Here is an 18,733-nt window from a genome sequence, read left to right on the forward strand (position 1 = left end):
GCCGGGCGGACGGCGCTCGGCGGTCCGGGCTCAGAAGCCGTCCGCCCGGGACCCGGCCTCCTCGTCCGACCTGTCCATGATGTCGGAGGTGTCGTTGCCGGCTTCGACGACCGTGCCCAGCCGCTTGGTGACGTAGGAGAGCGTCTCGGTGAGGTTCTCGGTGGGCTTGTCGACCTGGTCGTGGTAGGTCGTGCCGATCTCGTCCTTGCCCGCGGACTCCTTGTTGATCCGGTTGATCTCCAGGATCGCCTTGCCGAGGTCGGCGAGACAGCGCTGGTAGTCGTCGTAGTGGGCGAACTTGCTCTTGAGGTCGCTCAGCACCCTCAGGTCGTCAGCCACTGAACTCCTCCTGCTTCCCGGTGGGGATGCGGCTCTCGGCCTGCGTGGCGAACTCCTCCTGCTTGGCGTCCTGTTCGGAGGCGCGGCGGGTGGCCGCCTCCTCCTCGGCGGCGAACTCCCGCTGCCGGGCCGCCTTCGCCTCCTCCTGGGCCTCCTCCAGGCCGAAGGACGGGGCCATCGCCCGCAGCGGCTTGAGGAGTTCGTCCATGTCGTCGGGCGTTCCGGCGAGGCCGGTCACGCTGCGCAGGTGTCCGCCGAAGTCCTGGAAGCCCTTGATGTGCTCGATGACGTGGCTGCCCATCCTGGCCCGCGCCTCGTTGAGAACGGCGGTCAGGGCCGAGGCCAGTTCGGCCGGTGCCATCGACTGGTAGGCCTTGGTGTGGAAGGTCATCGAGACCACCTGGCCCTGGGGGCCGACCGTGACCGACACCATGCGGTCCTTGGAGGTGACGGACGCGGTCGCCGCGTCCAGTTCGCGCTTGGCCGCGAGCATCCTGTCCCGCTGATCGTGCAGGGCCGACATCGCGTCCTTGAGGACGCCGTCGAAGTCGATGGCCATGGTCCGCCTTTCGTGCTGCTGGGATGGGTGGCGTCGGTGACGGGTGGACGTCAGCGTCCGATGACTCCGCTGACGGAGCCGGTGTCGGTGCCCCAGGTCTCCTCGTCCTCGGTCAGCCAGGTGGTGCGCTGCCGGTCGTTGCCCTGGTTGGGGCCGCCCGCGCCCGCTCCGGCGCCGGGACTCATCGGGGGCATCATCGGGGACTGCGGCATCTGTGCGCCGCCGCTTCCGGTGCCGCCGCCTCCTGCCCCTCCGCCTCCGGTGCCGCCGCCCGACTGCCGGCCGTCGGGGGTCGCGGTGGCGGTGAGCGGCGGACCTTCCGGAGGGATGCCGAGCATGCGCGCGGCCCGCTCGCCAAGCCCCCCGGTGCCGGTGACGACCGAGGAGCCGCCCTTCGGCCGGGAACCGTCGCCGCTGCCGCCCGAACCGCCGCCGTCGAGGGTGAACCGGTCGCCGCCGCCGCGCGAGCCGTACCCGTCGGGGATCAGCTTGCCGTCTCCGCCCGAGCCGCCACCGCCGGTGGTGATCTTCCGTACGGGGGGCGAGTCGACGGCGTGCTCGGCGTTGGTGAGCAGCTGGTGCATGCGGCTGATCGGGTTGCCGTTCGCGTCGACGACGATGCCGTCCTTGAGGGTGGCTCCCTTGGGCAGGGCGTAGGGGTTGCCGTTGGAGTCGAGCAGCTGCTTGCCCCGGGCGTCGACCACGGTGCCGTCCGGGAGGACCTTCGCGCCTTCGGGGAGCCGGATGCGGTCGTAGCCGGAGCCCGGGAGTCCGCCCGTCTGGGTCTCGTCCTTGACGGGCGGCGTGCCCACCTTGCCGCCGGGGGGCGCGACGATCTGCTTGCCGCCCGTACCGAGGACCGGCTTGCCGTTGGCGTCGTAGACCTTGCCGTCCTTGCCGATGCGGGAGCCCGGAGGCACCAGGACGGGATTGCCGTCGCTGCCCATGACGGGCTTGCCGTTCTTGTCGAGCAGCGGGACCTTGCCACCGCCGCCCGCACCCGTACCCGACCCCCCTCCCGGCGAACCGGGCGTGGTGGTGGGCACCGAGACCGGCGGGATCCCGGGGCCGTCGGGCAGGCCCGTCGGCTTCTTGTCACCGGGGTTGCCGGAGCCTCCCTTGCCGCCCTTCGGATCGGGAAGGCCGCTGCCGCCCCCGCCCCCGCCGCCCCCGATCCCGCCCGGACCGCCGCTTCCGCCGCCCGGCAGGTCCTCGGTGCCCGGGCCCCCGCCGCCGCCGGCACCGCCGGGCCCGGTGGGACCGCCCCCGCCCGGCAGGGTGAAGCTCGGCTGGTAGACGCCTTCCTCCAGGGCGGCCGCGAGCTTCAGGTAGCTGTTGTCCAGGGCGAGGACGTGGGTCGACGCGGCGGCGTCGAGGTCGGCGATCGTCTTGAGCCACTCGTTCTTCGCGTTCCGTTCGACCATCCTGACCCAGTCGGGGGAACTGACGTCGTTCTTGAAGCCGTCGAGGATCTGGCCGAAGTCCGGAGTGGTCGTGGACGTGTAGCCGTTCCCGTAGCTCGGATTGCCCGTCGTCCGCCAGGTGACGGTGAGCGTCGAGCCCGTCATGAGGCGGTTGAACTCCGCCCGGAGCAGCGCCACCCCGTTCATGGCCGAGTACCCGGTCCCCGAATCGGGGGGCACCTTCTTGGCCCTCCACGCTTCGAACGCCCTGTACATCCCCCAGGAGGACGTCTCGAGCTGCGTCTTGGACTCACCCAGCAACTTCGAGATGTCCTGCGGGGTCTTGATGTCCAGCTTGACCTTGTTCATCTCCATGTGGATCACGTCGACGAACTTCTTGAACGCGCCGGCCGCGCTGCCCCGCCACTCGCTCCCCCCGGATTCCATGTCGTTCCCCCAGCCCTTGATGAGCGGGAGCCATTCGTCGAGCCACGCGACCACCCCGTCCAGCTGGTCCTTCGCATTGCCGAACGAGAAGGAGTTGACGATGTCCGTCTTCGCGGACGAGGTCCCGTTCACCAGGGGCAGCAGCGCTTTGTAGGGCTCGTTCAGGAAGAGGTTGTACGGGGACTTGACGTCGTCGAAGTAGCCCTTCCAGTTGACGCTGAAGCCGACCACGAACCGTGCCGACTGGCCGCCGTAGCTGGTGTCGAACGTCCAGTAGAAGTCGAAGATCTTGCTGTAGTCCTTGCTGAAGGCGACGTTCTTCTCGATGCGGAAGGTGCCGAAGTCGGACCAGTCCGTCGAGCCGGGCCCGGCCACCGCCTCCCGGGTCGTCAAGGCCCCGGTCGTGTCCATGAAGACCTTGAGGCCTTCCTCCCAGGTCCACTTCTTTACCGCCATGGTCGCGTCGAACTCCTGTCGGGTGGGTGACGGTCTACTTCTCGGGAGAGGGGGCGGACCCGCCGGACTGCTGGGCGTCCCGCTGGATCATGCCGAGGATCTCCCACATCTCGGTGACGTCGACGGCGTCGCCCGCCGTGTCGCCGAGGATCTCCTTGACGCTCCGCAGGTTGATGCTGCCGCTCTTGGTGACGCCCTGGAGTTTGTCGAGAGCGCCCTCCAGCTGCGTGCACACGGCGGCGAATCCCGCCTGCACGCGGGCGGCGCTGTTCAACTGCTTGGGGTTGCCCGGAAGGATCTGGCCGAAGTCCCCGTTGGGCTTTCCCGCCGACCAGTCGGGGAGCGCCAGCAGGACCGCGTCCGAGGTGAATTCCAGGAGCAGTTCCTCGAACTTCTTCGCCTTCTCCAGCAGAACGTCTTCGGTGATCGAAGTGACGCTCTCGTCATCCTCGTTGTCGTCCGCCATGGCGCCACTCCATTCCTGTTCCGGGCCGCGTACCGTCCGGCACGGAGAACGCAGGCCCCGCACTCCGAGGTTCACCGGGCCCGGAACGCCGGAACCCGGCACACCGACGGTGACGGCGTGCCGGGTCCCGGTGCGGGGCGCGGGGTTCAGCGCTGGAACAGGAACGCGCTCTTGCGGTCCCCGTTCCGGATGATGCCGTGGGCGTCGGACAGCAGGACCGCGCCCTGGTCGAACTGCTTCGACAGGTTGGAGTCCAGGGAGTTCACGACCTGCTTGAACTCCGCGAACTCCTTGGCCGCCTCACCGGTGAACTCCGACCGGATGGCGTCGAGCCGCTGGACGACGGTCTCCACGGCCGAGCTCATGGCCGCGGCGACCTGCTTCATCTGGGCGTTCGCTTCCTCCAGCGCGCCGTGCTTGATGTCCATGTCCATGTCGCTCATGCGCGTTCCTTGGGTGAGAGGGGAGGGGGAGGGACGGAGAGGGCGTACGCGATCACTTGCTGAGGATGTCGTAGACGTCGCCGCTCCACAGGTCCATGTTGGCGTCCGCCTCACCGGCGGTGTCCGCCATGACCTTGCTGGTGGTGCCGACCGCGTCCAGGAGGTCCTTGTACTCGGCCATCACCGTGCGGTAGCCGCGCTGCCAGTTCTCGATCTTCGCGATGAACTTGGTGCCCGCCGTGGACCGCATGCTCTGCGCGACCTGGTTCGCGATGTCCTCGGACTGCGTGTAGGCCCGCTCCATCGTCTGGAGGTGCTCCTCCAGTTCGTTGAGGGTCTGAATCAGTACCGCTGATGAAACCTTGAGGTTGTCATGGGGAACGTCGGACACCTGATCTCCTTGTTCGTACGGTCGGTGGGCTTCCCGGCAGGGAGAACGGACCGTTCGCGGTGGGAGGTTCACCGGTCCGCCGCACCGGTCCCGGGCGGCGGCGCGGACACCGTGCTCAGCTCCCCGAAACGCTCCCGGGGCACAGAGGGGCCGGCCCGTCGGCGGGCGGGTCGACCACCCCCGCCGTCATGAGCGCCGCCGGGTCGAGGTCCGGGCCCGAGGGCAGCATGGTCAGCAGCGTCGAGGGCACGCCCACCGGTGTCGCGCCCGCGTAGCCGAGGACCTTCGCCGCCTCCTGCGTCGGCAGCGGGTACTTCACGCCGTTGTCCGCGACCAGGTACGTCGCCCCGGCCGTGCCCGCCCCGGACAGCGACCGCACCAGCGCGCCGCCCCCCGGCCGTACCGAGATCCGGTCGGCCGCGCCGCACGACGCCGTCACACCAGGCTGGGGCGTCACCGGCCGTCCCGCGACCGCCGGCGCGTCGGCCACGGTCACCAGGGTGCGGGGCCCGCCCGCCGCCGAAGGCCGCACCACCGTGCACACGCCCTGACCGGTCCCCGGCGCCACCAGCTCCGGCGGCGTCGTCGGAAGTCCCGTGTCCGGCAGGACCCCGGCCGGCGCCGGGTGGGCGGCCAGGTCCGCGGCGCCCACCACGACGGCGACCGGCGGAGCCGCCGCGTACGCCTCCCTCTGGGTGCGCGGGTCACCGCGCAGCAGCTCGAACTGGGTGCGGCCGAGCGGAGCCAGACCCTTCAGGGTCAGGACGTACGGCTCGCCGGCCGGGCCCGTGAACAACTGGCCGACCCGGGTCGGCCGCCCGGCCAGGTCGGGACCGGGCGTGCCCCGGCCCGCGAGGTCCGGCGCGGCCAGATCGGGCCCGGAGGGAAGGGAGTTGAGGTAGGACGGTGCCACCGGGAAAGGCGTGGCCGTGCCGTAGCCGAGCGCCCTCCCCGCGTCCTTGCCCAGCCGCAGCCGCTTCCCCTGCCACAGCACATGGCGAGTGCCGTCCGCGGCGATCACCAGCAGTCCCTGCTCGGGACCCAGCGCCTGACCCGGGCCGGCGGAGCCGACGGCCAGCGAGACCACGGCTCCGGGCCTGCCCGACGCCGTGGCGACCACCAGTCCGCACACCAGCCAGTCGCCGCGGGACAGCGCGGACGCGGCCGGCAGCCCGTCCGGCGCGCCCACGATGCCCACCGGTCCGCCGCGCGGCGCCGACGCGAGCGAGTTCAGGCCGACCTGCGTGACGGTCATCTTCTCCCCGGCCACCAGCCGGGCGCTGGCCTGGTTGAGCACCGGCCGCAGCTCCCCGCCGACGAACAGGTACCGGGCGCCCGTCTCCTTGACCACCACCAGGGTCCCCGGCTTGGCCCAGCCCGTCGAACCGCCCGGTTTGATCGCCCCGTACAGGCCCATCACCAGGGCTATCAGGACAGCGATGAACAGTCCGGTGCGCACCCCGCGAGCGGTGCGCCGGGTGGGAAGGTCCAGGGAGTCGGGCTCGCCCCGCAGCATCCCGGCCCCGAGCCTGCTCATCACGAACAGGTGGGCCTGCACCTGGTCGCGCCTGGACTGCATGTGAACTCCTCGGAGGAAGGGTGTGGTGGGGTGCGAGGCGAGGTCACCGGCCCCCGCGCCGGAGTCCCGGCCCGGGGGCCGGTCGCGGAATTCAGCCGGTGAGCCCGCGCACCCAGGCGAAGACCCCGGCCTCGGTCAGGGCCAGCGGCAGCATGCTCAGCGCGAGCAGGCTGTGCAGCAGGTCGGCGGCCCGACCCCAGTACGGCAGCATCCGCCGCCCCGGCACCGTCCACGAGACGATCGCGAGGGCCGCGGCGGTCGCCGTCAGCCCCGCCAGCAGGCCCAGGCGGCCGGTGGGGCCCAGCGAGAGGGCCCACCCGGTCGTGAGCAGCGCGAGCCCGTACGAGCCGGGCAGGACCAGGGCCAGCCGCTGCCACCGGGAGCCCAGCTCACGGGCGTGCAGGATCAGCAGCAGCGACAGCGCGCAGCTCAGGGCCACGGGAGCCCAGCCGGGCGCGGGGACCATCAGGGTGAGACAGGCGGCGCACAGGGCGCCCGTCACCACGTGGAAGGCGGTCAGGTAGCCGTCGGCCACGGCACTGCGGTCCACGACGTCCTGCGCCGGGTAGGGCTCGATGTCCTCCTGGAGCTCCTCGGCGGTGCGCGGCAGCGCGGGCAGCCTCAGCCCCGAGAGCCGGAAGGCGAACCCGGGCAGGAACGTCCCGAGCGCCACCACCAGCACCGCCAGCGCCGCCGCCGTCTCCGGGGCCGTGAGCCCCGCGAGGGCGAGCGCTCCCGCCACCGCCGTGGCCACCGCGGTGATGAGCAGCCCGAGGAAAAGAGGCGCCGAACAGGCCACGGCGGCGAGCGCGAGGACCGAGGCGCTCGCGGCGGCCGAACCGCCCGCGAGCAGCCGGGCGGCCGTCAGGTCGCTCTCCCCGGACGGCAGCAGCGCCCCGGCCAGTGCCACGTAGGGAACGGCCGCGGCGCCGAGCGCCGTACCGGCCCCCGCGTCCCCGACCGCCCGCGCGGCGCTCCCCGCCCCCAGGAGCAGGAGCACTCCGGTCACCGCCGCCGAGACCCCCCGCAGCGGCCCGATGTCCGCGGAGAGGGCCAGGAGGACCAGGCCGCCCGCCAGCGCGAGCAGCGCCAGGCCGAGTGCCAGGTGATGGGTGAGGGCGGGGTGCCACGTGTCGCCCCGCCGTTCGAGCCCGGCCGCCACGCCGTCGACGACGTCGTCGAAATGGACCTCCGGCAGGGACTCGCGGCGCAGCCGCAGATAGAGGCGCTCGCCGTCCCGCAGGCCCAGGGCCCCGGCCGTCCGCTCCTCGTCCAGGGGCTCCTCGCCGAGCCGCTGGAGCACCCAGCCGCCCGCCTCGACGGCCTCCTCGTCGAGGCCGTCCCCGGAGTAGCCGATGATCGTCGGCAACAGGTCTGCCAGGGGGACGTCGGCCGGTACGGAGAGTTCGACGACCTTGTGCGGCCCGTGGAACCTCAACCGGCACAGCCCCGCCACCGCGCTACCGCTCACTGCCCGCGTGTCCTTCCTGCTGTCCCGCCGAGGCCGGAACGCCCTCGGCGGGCAGTGGAACGGACGGGCCCCGGTGCCGGGTTCAACCCCGGTGGACCGGATGGCCGGCACGGGCCCCGGCACGACGGCGGGGGAGGGGCCGCGGGCCCGCCCCCGTCGCGACGGGGGCGGGCCAGGCGGCGAGGGGCGGTGCGGCCGCAGAGGCGGGCCCGGCGACCGGGGTCGGCGTGGCGTCGGGTCGTTCGTACGGACGACGGCGAACGGATCAGTCGTCCCCCCGCAGCGCCCGTACGAACGACTCGACGCCCTCCTCGCCGTGCCGTACGAGGAGCACGGCGACCAGACGGATCACGGCCCGCCGCTCGCCCTCGCTCCAGGCGGCCGCCGACGGATGCTCGTCGACCACGAGCGCGCGGGCGATCAGCAGCGTCTCCCGCGGTGCCGGGACGACGGGGGACACCGGGCCGAGCAGCCGGGCCAGGACCCGCGTCACCTCGGACGCGGTGGCCTCCGGCACGTCCAGCCCGGTCGCGGTCCCGGCGAGCGGGTCCCCGTCCTCGGGGCGGGTGTCCGGCAGCCAGTCGCGCAGCAGCGCCCGCACCTCGTCCGCCGCCGCGTCCCCTGCCCCGTCCTCGTCCTCGTACACCGCTCTCCCGCAGACACCGCCACGACGGGCGTGCACGCACCGCCTCGACCACCCCGCAGACGTCACCGGCACCCGGTCCGGCGGTCGTCCGTAGTCGCGCACGCTCTCCCACCGTTCGTCCGCCCCTGTTCCGACGGAGGGATCAACGCGTACCCCGCCCGTGGAGGTTCATCCGGGGCGCGGGCCACGGGTGTGAACCATCGGGCACCTTCCGCCCGTTCCCGACTGACGAGGAATCGGCACACAGCAGGCCGCCAGGTGTGAGGAGCGTTGTTCGTTGAGCGTGGTGCAAGTCAACCGCCCGCCGAGGCGGCCGGGCCCCGAGATGCCGGACGGCGAGATCCAGCTCCAGGAGCCGCCGGGCCTCCCGGAGAAGCAGAACGGCATGGGCAGCATCATCACGATGGTGCCCATGGCGCTGTCCTCGCTCTCCATGGTGTTCATCTTCCTACGGCCCAACGGCGGCCTCATGACGTACATCGCCATGGGCACCATGGCCGTGTCCGCGATCGGCATGGTCGTCACCCAGATCATGCGCGGCAACGCCGACCGCAAGCAGGAGCTCACCGCCGAACGCCGCGACTACCTGCGCTATCTGTCGCAGATGCGGCGGCAGGTGCGCAAGGAGGTCCTCCGCCAGCAGGAGGCCCTGGCGTGGCGGCACCCCGACCCGTCCGAGCTGCCCTCCCTGGTACGCACCTCGCGGCTGTGGGAACGACGCTCCTCGCACCCGGACTTCAGCGACGTACGGATCGCGCGCGGCTCCCAGCGTCTCGCGGTGCGCCTCGCCCCGCTCGCCACCAAGCCGGTCGACGACCTCGAACCGCTCAGCGCCCACGCCCTGCGCCGCTTCATCCACGCGTACGGCGCCATCGCCGACCAGCCCGTCGCCATCCACCTGCGCGGCTTCGCCCACGTCCTGATCCGGGGCGCCGACGAAGCCGGTCCCGGCAACGGGACGACCGGAGGCGCGACACCCGACGGCGGCGCGACGGCCGGCACCGACGACCGCCCCCGTGCCCTTGCCCGCGCCTTGCTCGCCCAGTTGGCCACCTTCCACGCGCCCGACGAACTGCGCGTCGCCGTGGTCGCCGCGCCCGACCGGCGTGCCCACTGGGAGTGGACCAAGTGGCTGCCGCACGCCCTGCACCCCGGGGAGACCGACGGCGCGGGGCCGCTCCGGCTCGTCGCCGGAACCATCGGCGAACTGGAGCAGCTGCTCGGCGAGGAGTTCGGCGCCCGGCCGCCCTACGAGCCCGACGCCACCCCGAGCCGTGACGAGCCCTACACGGTCATCGTGCTCGACGGGGCCACCTTCACCGCCCCCCACCGGGCCGCGCTCGGCGGCTACCGCAACGCCACCGTCGTCGACGTCGGCTCCGCGCTGGAGTGGAAGCACAGCAGACTCGTCCTCCGCCTGCGGATCACCGGGACCCCCGACGGCACCGGCGGAGCCCTGGAGATGGTCGGCGCCGACCGCAATCGGAAGGACCAGGTCACCACGCTCGGAGTCCCGGACGGCCTGACCCCCGCCGCAGCCACCCGCCTGGCCGCGGCCATGGCCCCGTACCGGCTGGGCGACAGCGTCGACCAGGGCGAGCCCCTGGCCACCGACTTCGACCTGACCAGCCTGCTCGGCATCCACGACCTGCACCGCTTCGACGTCAAGCAGCAGTGGTCGCAGCGCAACCAGTCCAACAAACTGCGCGTCCCCCTCGGCCTCGGCCCCGACGGCACGCCCATCGACCTGGACATCAAGGAGTCCGCCCAGGGAGGCATGGGCCCGCACGGCATGCTCATCGGCGCCACCGGCTCCGGCAAGTCGGAGCTCCTGCGCACCCTCGTCCTCGCCCTGGCCCTGACCCACTCCTCGGAGATCCTCAACTTCGTCCTCGTCGACTTCAAGGGCGGCGCCACCTTCCTCGGCCTGGACCGTCTGCCCCACACCTCCGCCGTCATCACGAACCTCGCCGACGAGGCCGACCTGGTCGACCGCATGCGCGACGCGCTGCACGGCGAGATGATCCGCCGCCAGGAACTGCTCCGCGCGGCGGGCAACTACGCCTCCCTCCTGGAGTACGAGACCGCCCGCGCCGCAGGCACTCCGCTGGACCCGCTGCCCACGCTGTTCGTCGTCGTCGACGAGTTCTCCGAACTGCTCGCCGCGCACCGCGACTTCATGGACCTCTTCGTCATGATCGGCCGACTCGGCCGCTCCCTCGGCGTCCACCTGCTGCTCGCCTCCCAGCGCCTCGACGAAGGACGCGTGCACCAGCTGGAATCCCATCTGTCGTACCGGATCGGCCTGCGCACCTTCTCCGCCATGGAGTCCCGGGGCGTCCTGGGCGTCCCCGACGCCTACCAGCTGCCCTCCCAGCCCGGCAACGGCTATCTGCGCAGCGACATCTCCACCCTCACCCGCTTCAAGGCGGCCTACGTCTCCGGGGCCTACCAGCCCAAACGCCGGCCGGCCGCCCAGCGCGCTCATCGAGGGCCAGGTCGTGGCCTTCGGCACCCACTACGTGGCCCCCCGCGTGCTGCCCTCCACCCCCGACACGGAGGAGGAGCCCGAGACCGAGGAGACCGGCACGCTCCTCGACATCGCCGCCGAACGACTGACCGACGTCGGTCCCCCCGCCTATCAGGTGTGGCTGCCGCCGCTGGACGTCCCGCCGACACTGGACGAACTGCTGCCCCCGATCGGACCGCACCCGGAGCACGGCTTCACCGTCGAGGGCGAGGGCCGCGGCACCCTCAAGGTTCCCGTCGGCGTCGTCGACCGGCCCTTCCAGCAGGTCCGCGACCTGCTCGTGGCCGACCTGGCCGGAGCCGACGGACACATCGGCATCGCCGGAGCCCCGCAGTCCGGCAAGTCCACCCTGATCCGCACCATGATGACGGCACTCGCGCTCACCCACACCCCCGCCGAAGTGCAGTTCTACTGCCTGGACTTCGGCGGCGGAACCCTGTCGGGCCTGCGCGGCCTGCCCCACGTCGGCGGAGTCACCGGCCGCCACGACCCGGACCGCGTCACCCGTACGATCGCCGAGGTCAACGCGGTCATCACCCGCCGCGAGAAGTACTTCGCCGAACGCGGCATCGACTCCGTCGCCACCTTCCGCCGCAAGAGGGCGGCCGGAGAGCTCCCCGACGACCCCCACGGAGACGTGTTCCTCGTCATCGACGGCTGGAACACGCTGCGCCAGGAGTTCATGGACCTGGTCCAGCCGCTGACCCTCATCTCGCAGCGGGGCCTCAACTACGGGGTTCACCTGCTCGTCGGCACCACCCGCTGGGGCGAGATCACCGGCGCCCTGCGGGACCAGCTCCAGACCCGGTTCGAACTGCGCCTGGGAGACGCCGTGGACTCGGTCGTCAACATGCGGGCGGCGGGCAAGGTGCCCAAGATCCCCGGCCGCGGACTCACCGCCGACCAGGCGCACTTCCTGTGCGCGCTGCCCCGCATGGACGGCCTCGGCACCGCCCATGACCTCAGCGAGGGCGTCGCCGACCTCGTCGACGTCGTGGCCGACCACTGGACCGGGCCGCGCGCCCCCGAGGTCCGCATGCTCCCGTCCGTCCTCGACGCCGCGGAACTCCCCGCACCCCACGGCTCCCTGCGGATCCCGCTCGGCCTGGAGGAACACGACGTCCTGCCGCTGTGGCACGACTTCTCCCAGGACCCGCACCTGATCGTCGTCGGCGACAGCGAGACCGGCAAGACGAATCTCCTCAAGCACATCGCCACCCAGATCATGCGCGCCTACACGCCCGACCAGGGCCGCCTGATGCTGGTCGACTTCCGCCGCGAGATGTACGAGACCGTGCCCGAGGAGTACCGGCTCGGCTACGCCGTCTCGGCCGACCCGCTGCGCCAGATGGTCACCGGCGCCGCCAAGGCGATCGCCAACCGCGTCCCGTCCGCCGACATCACCCCGGACCGGCTGCGGCTGCGCGACTGGTGGAGCGGCCCGGAACTCTTCGTGCTCGTCGACGACTACGACCTGGTCCACGGCTCCCTGTCGGCCCATCCGTTCGCCGCCGTCCTCGACCACCTCGCCCAGGGCGCGGAGATCGGCCTGCACCTCATCGTCGCCCGTTCCGCCAACGGAGCCGGACGAGGCCTGTCCGACCAGCTCCTGCGCAAGCTCCAGGACGTCAACACCCCGGCCGTCCTGCTGTCCTGCCCGCCCACCGAGGGCTACCTCTTCGGCGGTACGAAGCCCAAGGTGCTGCCCACGGGACGCGCACTGCACATCACCCGCCGTCGCACGGTGCAGCTCCAGACGCCGCTGCTCGACCCCGACGGCCCGACCCCGCAGAACGGACACTCCGCATGACCACGTCCGCCCCCGCCACCGGATCGAGGGTGCGTCCCGTCGGCCCCCACCTCGTGATCACGTCCGAGGAGACGGCACCGGCCCTGACGGCAGCCCTCGGCGGTCTTCCCCCACTGCCCGGCGCGCTCCTGATCCTGGCCGCGGCACAGGACGCGGCCCCGGTGCTCCGCCGGAGCCTTCCGGACCTGGTGGCCCTCGCCGTGGAACGCGGAGCGACAAGCCTGGTGCTGGCGGCCTCGGGCCTCGCCGCGACGGGCCCCGACGGCAGGCGCCCGGTCGAGGCCGTCGCGGCGACGGCGGACTTCACGGTGATCGCCCCGGACGGCGTGGTCAGCATCGAACCGGACGGCACGCTGCGGATCGCGGAGCCGGGAAGCTGGTGGAGCACGGAGCCGGGGGAACAGCCGCGCCGACTGGCGGCCGACTGGCCGCCGGCGGCTGGGGACGAGGCTCCGGGGCGGAGCGGGCGCGCGGAGCCCGGCCCCGGCCTGGGCGAGGGGCTCGGCCAGGCCGGGAACCCCGACCCGAGTGAGGATCCCGGCCGGGAAGGGCGTCGCGACGGGATCGAGGAACCCGACCGGGAGGAACACCCCGACCCGAGTGAGGATCCCGACCGGGAAGGGCGTCCTGACCGGATCGCGGAGCCCGACCGGGACAAGCACCCCGATCGGGCGGAGGATCCGCTCCCGCCGCCCGCGCCCCCGGTCCCCATGGTGGCGGAGTCCCGGGCCGGTGCGCACGGGTTCGGTGCGGCGCCGGTGGAAGGGGCGGTACCGGTGACGGGCGCGGCACCGGTGGAGGACGAGGGCCGTTCCGTGCGGGGCGGGTTCTGGCTGGGGGACCTGCCCGAAGCGGCCGAGCAGCTGATCGGCGTCCACCCGGACGCCTTCCTCCTGGGCGTCGGCTCACCTCGGCGGCCGTCGCTTCCCACCGCCGAACTCCTCGACCGCGTACCGGAGGCGGCGAAGGACGCGGCGGACCTGCTGCTGGCCGCACCGTGGGCCGCTCCGTCCGAGCTGATCGCCATGGCCGTGGCCCTCGCGGAACATCTCGGCCGCACGGTGCGCGCGGCCGTCGGCCTCCCCGTACGCACGGCCGACGACCACGCCACCACGCTCCTCGACGAGCGGGCCGCACCCACCTGGCAGCCCCTGCTGCTCGAACTCGCCGCCTCGCCCGAGCACCGTCGCGTGGTCCCGTCCGCGTGGCTGCGACTGCCCGGACGGGACGCACCGGCCCCTGCCGTGCACCGGAGCACGGACCTGGAGGACTGGCTACTGGAGTCCGTACCGGCGGGGCTCTGGCTGCGCCCGGCAGGACCCGTACCGGACCTCCGCCCCCGGACGCTGCGCCCCGACCCCGTGCGTCCCGTCCTGGTCGTGGGCGGCGGGGACGTGCGCATCGGACCCGAGGTCTGGGCGGCGCTTCCCTGGGTGTCGGCGATGCTGCCGGGCCCGGGCGCGACGGAGCCGCACGGACTGCTGGTCCACGGGAGCGAGGCCGAGGAGGCGGAGGGCAGGGCCCGAGCCACGGCGCTGGACCTGAACTGGCTGGATCCCCGGACGACCTGGCCCGCGCCCGAGGCCTTGTCGTCGCCGGAGGCCGCACCGGACTCCGAAGGCACGCCGGAAGCCGGGCTCGAGCCGGGTCCCGGACCCGCCGCGCCCCGGGTGGTGCTCGGGCCGGGTGCCGGTGCCCCGGAGCCGGATCCGCATGCGCCGGGCCCGCACGCGTGGGAGACGACACCGCCGACCGAGCGGGACCGGCAGCCCGAACCCGCCACCGCTCCGGTCGCACCGCCCGGCCCCGACGCCCCGGTGCGAGCGGTCCCGGTCCCGGTCCCGGACCGGCCCGTCCGGCCGGCGCCGGCACCCGCAGCGCCCAGCGGCCCCGGGGACCGTGCGGCCCTCCGGGACCTCCTCGGCGAGCGGTACCACGTCCTCGCGGGCAGGACGGAACTCCTGGCTTCCCGGCTGCCGTCGCTGCGCTCCACGGCCCAGGACGACCTCAAGCCGGACATGGTCGCCATCGCGGTGTACCAGGCCGACACCCCCGACCCGGTGTCCCGGGCGGGACTCGCCGAGGCGGCGCGGGCAGCGGCACCGGGCCCCTTCACGCCGCTGCTGCGCTGCCTCGGCTCGGGCCTGCGCAGGCTGCCGGGTCACTACGGGGCCGTCATGCTCGCCGCCCCCGCCGAGGCGGTGCCGCTGGACCGGTACGTGCCCGGCGCCGTCATCGTCGAGCCCGCCGCCGTGGCGGCCGTACCGGCCTGCGACGCGGAGCTGGAGGGCGCGGTCGAGTTCGGGATCTGGTCCACCACCGGCCGTCGTACGGCCGTCTTCCTCGGCACGGACGACGAACCGGAGGTGGTGTTCCCGCCGGGCACCGCCTTCACGGTCCTGGCCCTGAACATCGCGGAGGACGACGCGTCCCCGATCCGGGTCCTGCTCCGCGAGGTGTCGCCCGCGGAGGGGGTGGACAGCCGTGTCCGGGAGCGCGACGCCCAGGCCCGTGCACGCCTCGTCGACTGGTTCGAGCGCCGGGACATGCTGGAACCCCACGACCGCCGCCCCCTGCCCGACGCGTCGCGCTTTCACACGGCACCCGGAGCGGCTCCGGGATGAGCGACGGCTCGCGCCGAGGAGGCCGCCGGGCCGGGGCGACGGAAGAGGAGGGGGAAGGCGACGCCGGTACCGAGGGGGCTCCACCACGCTCCGCGCGCGTCCCCCGTCCCCGCGGGGCACGGCTGCCGTTCGGCCACGGGCCGCGCGCACCGCGGGACCCGCGCGGAGAAGCGGTGAACCGCCCGGCTCCTCTGCGACCTGTCGTGGGCTCCTCGCGGACGGCGGACCCGGTGGGTGGGGGCGACGTGCCGTTGCGCCCGTCGGTCGGCCAGGCGCTCGGTCGTCGGCGGCGGCCGGGGGCGGAGGCGTGCGGGCGCGCGTAAGTGCGGGAAGGCATTGTACGCCTCCTTTCCGACATTTCTTCCCATTAGGCATTTTTCTTGGCGAAAAAGGTGGATTGTTCCCTTTTGTGGGGCTAGCGTGGACGCAGACAGTAATTCGAATGCATATTCGATCCGAGTGGCGGCCACGCAGGCGCACGTCCTGCCGGACGAGGACCTCGTCCCCTGTCGGCCGGGCCCGCCCGGAACCGCCGTCGCAGACGCCAGGAGAACGGCGTGAACCTCACCTTCACCACCGCCACCAAGGAACAGGCCAAGGCCCGCGTCGCGCTCGCCGGCCCCACCGGGGCGGGCAAGACCTACACCGCTCTGGTCGCCGCCGCCGGGCTCGGCGAGCGGGTCGCCCTGATCGACACCGAGCACGGCAGCGCCGCCAAGTACGCCGACGAGTTCGCCTTCGACACCCTCCCGCTCACGACCTTCGAGCCCACCACCCTCGTCGACGCGCTCGCCGTGGCCGCCCACGAGGGCTACGACGTCATGATCGTCGACTCCCTGAGCCACTTCTGGTCCGGTACCGGCGGCATGCTGGAGCAGGTCGACAACGCGGCCAAGCGCCTCGGCGCGGGCGGCAGCTTCGCCGGCTGGAAGGAGGCCCGGCCCCAGGAGCGGGCGATGATCGACGCCCTGCTCGCCTACCCCGGTCACCTCATCGTCACCATGCGCACCAAGACCGAGTACGTCGTGGAGGCCGACGAGCGCGGCCGCAAGGTGCCGCGCAAGATCGGGCTCAAGCCCGAGCAGCGGGAGGGCATCGAGTACGAATTCGACATCGTCGGCGATCTCGACCACGAGAACACCCTGGTGATCTCCAAGTCCCGCGCGAAACCGCTGTCCGGGACGGTGCTCCACCGGCCGGGCCCGGAGTTCGCCGAGGCCGTCCTCGACTGGCTGCAGGCCGGCAAGCCCGTCCCCTCCGTCTCCGACTACGTCACGGCGGCGACCGCGCCGGGCGCCGGCCACGAGGAACTGCGCGTCCTGTACGAGGAGGCCCGCCGGCACAACCTGCTGGGCGCCGCCGTCCTGGACGACGCCGGGGAGACCCGCACGCTCGGCCAGCTGATCGTGAGCTACGGCACCGCGGCGGCGAGGAACAGGGTCGCCGAGGACGTCGAGTCCGGGGCCGGAGCCAAGCGGGAGAACGGGGCCGCGCGGAAGAACGGGACGGAGCCGAAGAACGGGGCGGAGCAGGAGAGCGGGACCGGGCGGAAGAACGGGACCGCACGGAAGGGCGGGTCCGCATGAGCCTCAAGGAGCACGCCACCCGGGTCGCCGTGCTCCGGGTGCTGCGCGACGCCGTCGACACCGAGTACGGGGCCGAGCGCCACGAGGTCCTCCAGGAGCTGCGCGCGGCCCGCGCCGAACTCGACCTGAAGTCGGTCCGGGTGACCCTGCCGGACGACACGCCGGTGGCCACCCTCACCCTCGTCGACCCCCGGCCGGTGGTCGTGGTCGCCGACGAGGAGTCCTTCACCGCCTGGGTCGCCGACAACCACCCCGGCGAGGTGGAGACGCTGGTCCGGGTGCGCCCCGGCTGGCAGCGGCAGTTCCTCGCCCGGCTGAGCCGCCTCGATCCGGTCGCCGACCCGCACACCGGCGAGGCGATCCCGGGACTGGGCGTGCTGTCGCCCTCCGAACCGCGGTCGTTCAGCCTGCGTCCCCTGCCCGGCGGGCGGGAACGGATCGCCCGCGCCCTGCGCACCGGCACGCTCGACCTGCACCGGCTGCTCCCCCTGGAGGGCGGCGAGAACCCGTGACCGCCGTCGCGGCCCACCCCGGCCGGGACGCGCTCGGCACGGTGTGGTTCCTGGTCTCCCGAGCCGGTCACCTCGATTGCGGCCGCTGGACGTTCGGGGACGGCAAGCGGCTGCGGTGCGCCTGCGGGGCCGTCCTGTACGCGTACCGGCAGCCGGCGGACGCGGCGGGGAGCGGCGCACCGGCGACGGCCGGGACGCTCCCCCGCGGAGAGGAGGAGCGCATGCTGCCGGCCGAGACGGCCCAACTCGTCGCCCTGGTCGCGGCGATGTGCCCGTCGATGCACCTGGAGGACACCACCACGGACGCCTGGCACCTGCTGCTCGCCGACCTGGACGTCGCCGACGTGCGGGCTGCCGTGACCCGGCTGGGCGGGCAGCGGTCCCGCATCGCCGCCGCCGACATCCGCGCCGAGGTCCGGGCGATCCGGGAGGAGCGGCTCGCCCGCAACCCGCTGCCGCTCCCGGACAGCGACCCCGACGACCCGGTCCGCTACCGCGCCGAACTCCTCGCGCTGGTGACCGCGATCGCCTCGGGGCGGCGGGTCCGGCGCACCCCCGCCGCCCCGGCCGCTCCGCCCTCCCGCCCCACCGGACCGAAGCGCGACCCGCGCGTCCGCTCCCTCCGCGTGCCCTGCCCCTGGTGCGGGGCCGCCGCGGGCCGTCCCTGCACCGTCCCCCGGCTCGGAACCCCGCTGAGGAGGGCCCCCGCCCACCAGGCGCGGCTCCTCGCGGCCGGGCTCACCGAGTCCGGGCCGAGGCGGACGGGGGAAGCGGGGCGGATCCGATGACCGCCCCGGCCCGGGGAAAGGCCGCCCGTCGCACCCGCACCCCCACCCGTATCCCCGCCCGTATCCACACCCGAACCCGCACTCGTCCCCGCACAGGCACAGGCACAGGCGCGGGTGAGGAATCATCCGTCGCACGAGAGGAGAGCCGCCATGGCCGGTGAAACCGTCATCACCGTCGTCGGCAACCTGACCGACGACCCCGAGCTGCGCCTCACCCCGTCCGGCGACGCGGTCGCGCACTTCACCGTCGCCTCCACGCCCCGCACCTTCGACCGGCAGAGCAACGAGTGGCGGGACGCCGAAACGCTGTTCCTGCGCTGCTCGGTCTGGCGGCAGGAGGCGGAGCACGTCGCCGGGTCCCTGACCCGCGGCACCCGCGTCATCGTCCAGGGGCGGCTGCGCCAGCGGACGTACGAGACCCGGGAGGGCGAGAGGCGGACCGTCGTCGAGCTGGAGGCCGACGAGATCGGCCCCTCGCTGCGGTTCGCCGCCGCGACGATCGTCAGGCCCCCGCACACCGGCGTCCCCGCCGGCTCCCGCGGCGGCCCCCGTCCTCCCGCCGAGGACCCGTTCACCCGGCCCGGCGGCGGTGAGCGGCCGGTCCCCGCCGAGAGCGGAGCACACGCCCCCCGAGGGGAGGCGGAGCCCTTCTGACGGGCCGGCGCACCCGTGCGACGGCCGCG

General features: G+C 73.4%; 14 protein-coding genes and 1 pseudogene. 6 read left to right on the forward strand and 9 right to left on the reverse strand.

What is annotated here, in order from left to right; genetic code table 11:
- Positions 1 to 30 precede the first annotated feature (30 nt).
- From IE287_RS14455 to IE287_RS14495, 9 genes are all read right to left on the reverse strand, one after another.
- Complete coding sequence (locus IE287_RS14455) at positions 31 to 339, reverse strand: hypothetical protein (RefSeq protein ID WP_189849427.1); 309 nt, start codon at positions 337 to 339, stop codon at positions 31 to 33.
- Positions 332 to 898: a YbaB/EbfC family nucleoid-associated protein gene (locus tag IE287_RS14460; RefSeq protein ID WP_189849428.1), complete on the reverse strand. Its 567-nt coding sequence runs from the start codon at positions 896 to 898 to the stop codon at positions 332 to 334. Before IE287_RS14460 ends, IE287_RS14455 begins: the two co-directional genes overlap by 8 nt.
- Before the next feature lie 50 nt (positions 899 to 948).
- Positions 949 to 3,204, reverse strand: a complete 2,256-nt coding sequence (locus IE287_RS14465; RefSeq protein WP_189849429.1) for a hypothetical protein — start codon at positions 3,202 to 3,204, stop codon at positions 949 to 951.
- Positions 3,205 to 3,238: 34 nt separating this feature from the next.
- Positions 3,239 to 3,670, reverse strand: coding sequence for a hypothetical protein (locus IE287_RS14470; protein WP_189849430.1), 432 nt, complete (start codon positions 3,668 to 3,670; stop codon positions 3,239 to 3,241).
- 146 nt (positions 3,671 to 3,816) lie between these two features.
- Entirely contained in the window at positions 3,817 to 4,113 is a 297-nt protein-coding gene (locus tag IE287_RS14475) for a WXG100 family type VII secretion target (RefSeq protein ID WP_189849431.1), read from the reverse strand.
- A 52-nt stretch (positions 4,114 to 4,165) separates the two neighbouring features.
- Complete coding sequence (locus IE287_RS14480) at positions 4,166 to 4,504, reverse strand: hypothetical protein (protein ID WP_189849432.1); 339 nt, start codon at positions 4,502 to 4,504, stop codon at positions 4,166 to 4,168.
- Between the two features lie 115 nt (positions 4,505 to 4,619).
- Positions 4,620 to 6,083: a type VII secretion protein EccB gene (gene eccB, locus IE287_RS14485; protein WP_189849433.1), complete on the reverse strand. Its 1,464-nt coding sequence runs from the start codon at positions 6,081 to 6,083 to the stop codon at positions 4,620 to 4,622.
- 91 nt (positions 6,084 to 6,174) lie between these two features.
- Positions 6,175 to 7,554 (reverse strand): type VII secretion integral membrane protein EccD, encoded by a 1,380-nt coding sequence (gene eccD, locus IE287_RS14490; protein ID WP_189849434.1) that lies wholly within the window; start codon positions 7,552 to 7,554, stop codon positions 6,175 to 6,177.
- Between the two features lie 265 nt (positions 7,555 to 7,819).
- The gene (locus IE287_RS14495; protein WP_189849435.1) at positions 7,820 to 8,200 is read right to left on the reverse strand and encodes a hypothetical protein; all 381 of its coding nucleotides are present in this window, start codon (positions 8,198 to 8,200) and stop codon (positions 7,820 to 7,822) included.
- A gap of 325 nt (positions 8,201 to 8,525) precedes the next feature.
- Here IE287_RS14495 and eccCa point away from each other — a divergent pair.
- From eccCa to IE287_RS14525, 6 genes and pseudogenes are all read left to right on the forward strand, one after another.
- Positions 8,526 to 12,540, forward strand: a pseudogene (gene eccCa, locus IE287_RS14500) (type VII secretion protein EccCa).
- Positions 12,537 to 15,164 carry a hypothetical protein gene (locus tag IE287_RS14505; RefSeq protein ID WP_189849436.1) on the forward strand — a complete coding sequence of 876 codons (2,628 nt, stop codon included), beginning with the start codon at positions 12,537 to 12,539 and terminating at the stop codon, positions 15,162 to 15,164. The pseudogene eccCa and the gene IE287_RS14505 overlap by 4 nt, the downstream one beginning before the upstream one ends.
- A 557-nt stretch (positions 15,165 to 15,721) precedes the next feature.
- Positions 15,722 to 16,750, forward strand: coding sequence for an ATP-binding protein (locus IE287_RS14510; RefSeq protein WP_229883486.1), 1,029 nt, complete (start codon positions 15,722 to 15,724; stop codon positions 16,748 to 16,750).
- A complete protein-coding gene (locus tag IE287_RS14515; protein WP_189849437.1) occupies positions 16,747 to 17,262 on the forward strand; it encodes a hypothetical protein in 516 nt (171 codons plus the stop codon). The genes IE287_RS14510 and IE287_RS14515 overlap by 4 nt, the downstream gene beginning before the upstream one ends.
- Positions 17,259 to 18,050 carry a zinc finger domain-containing protein gene (locus tag IE287_RS14520; protein WP_189849438.1) on the forward strand — a complete coding sequence of 264 codons (792 nt, stop codon included), beginning with the start codon at positions 17,259 to 17,261 and terminating at the stop codon, positions 18,048 to 18,050. Before IE287_RS14515 ends, IE287_RS14520 begins: the two co-directional genes overlap by 4 nt.
- 150 nt (positions 18,051 to 18,200) lie before the next feature.
- Positions 18,201 to 18,704 carry a single-stranded DNA-binding protein gene (locus tag IE287_RS14525; protein WP_189849439.1) on the forward strand — a complete coding sequence of 168 codons (504 nt, stop codon included), beginning with the start codon at positions 18,201 to 18,203 and terminating at the stop codon, positions 18,702 to 18,704.
- Positions 18,705 to 18,733: the final 29 nt, after the last annotated feature.

This window comes from Streptomyces omiyaensis (genome assembly GCF_014650895.1).
Taxonomy (GTDB): domain Bacteria; phylum Actinomycetota; class Actinomycetes; order Streptomycetales; family Streptomycetaceae; genus Streptomyces; species Streptomyces omiyaensis.

What these genes read in the sequence shown, in the direction of transcription:
- IE287_RS14515 (WP_189849437.1), top strand. Translation starts at nt 16,747, where the DNA reads ATGAGCCTCAAGGAGCACGCCACCCGGGTCGCCGTGCTCCGGGTGCTG.
- IE287_RS14470 (WP_189849430.1), bottom strand. Translation starts at nt 3,670, where the DNA reads ATGGCGGACGACAACGAGGATGACGAGAGCGTCACTTCGATCACCGAA.
- IE287_RS14465 (WP_189849429.1), bottom strand. Translation starts at nt 3,204, where the DNA reads ATGGCGGTAAAGAAGTGGACCTGGGAGGAAGGCCTCAAGGTCTTCATG.
- IE287_RS14475 (WP_189849431.1), bottom strand. Translation starts at nt 4,113, where the DNA reads ATGAGCGACATGGACATGGACATCAAGCACGGCGCGCTGGAGGAAGCG.
- eccB (WP_189849433.1), bottom strand. Translation starts at nt 6,083, where the DNA reads ATGCAGTCCAGGCGCGACCAGGTGCAGGCCCACCTGTTCGTGATGAGC.
- IE287_RS14505 (WP_189849436.1), top strand. Translation starts at nt 12,537, where the DNA reads ATGACCACGTCCGCCCCCGCCACCGGATCGAGGGTGCGTCCCGTCGGC.
- IE287_RS14525 (WP_189849439.1), top strand. Translation starts at nt 18,201, where the DNA reads ATGGCCGGTGAAACCGTCATCACCGTCGTCGGCAACCTGACCGACGAC.
- IE287_RS14460 (WP_189849428.1), bottom strand. Translation starts at nt 898, where the DNA reads ATGGCCATCGACTTCGACGGCGTCCTCAAGGACGCGATGTCGGCCCTG.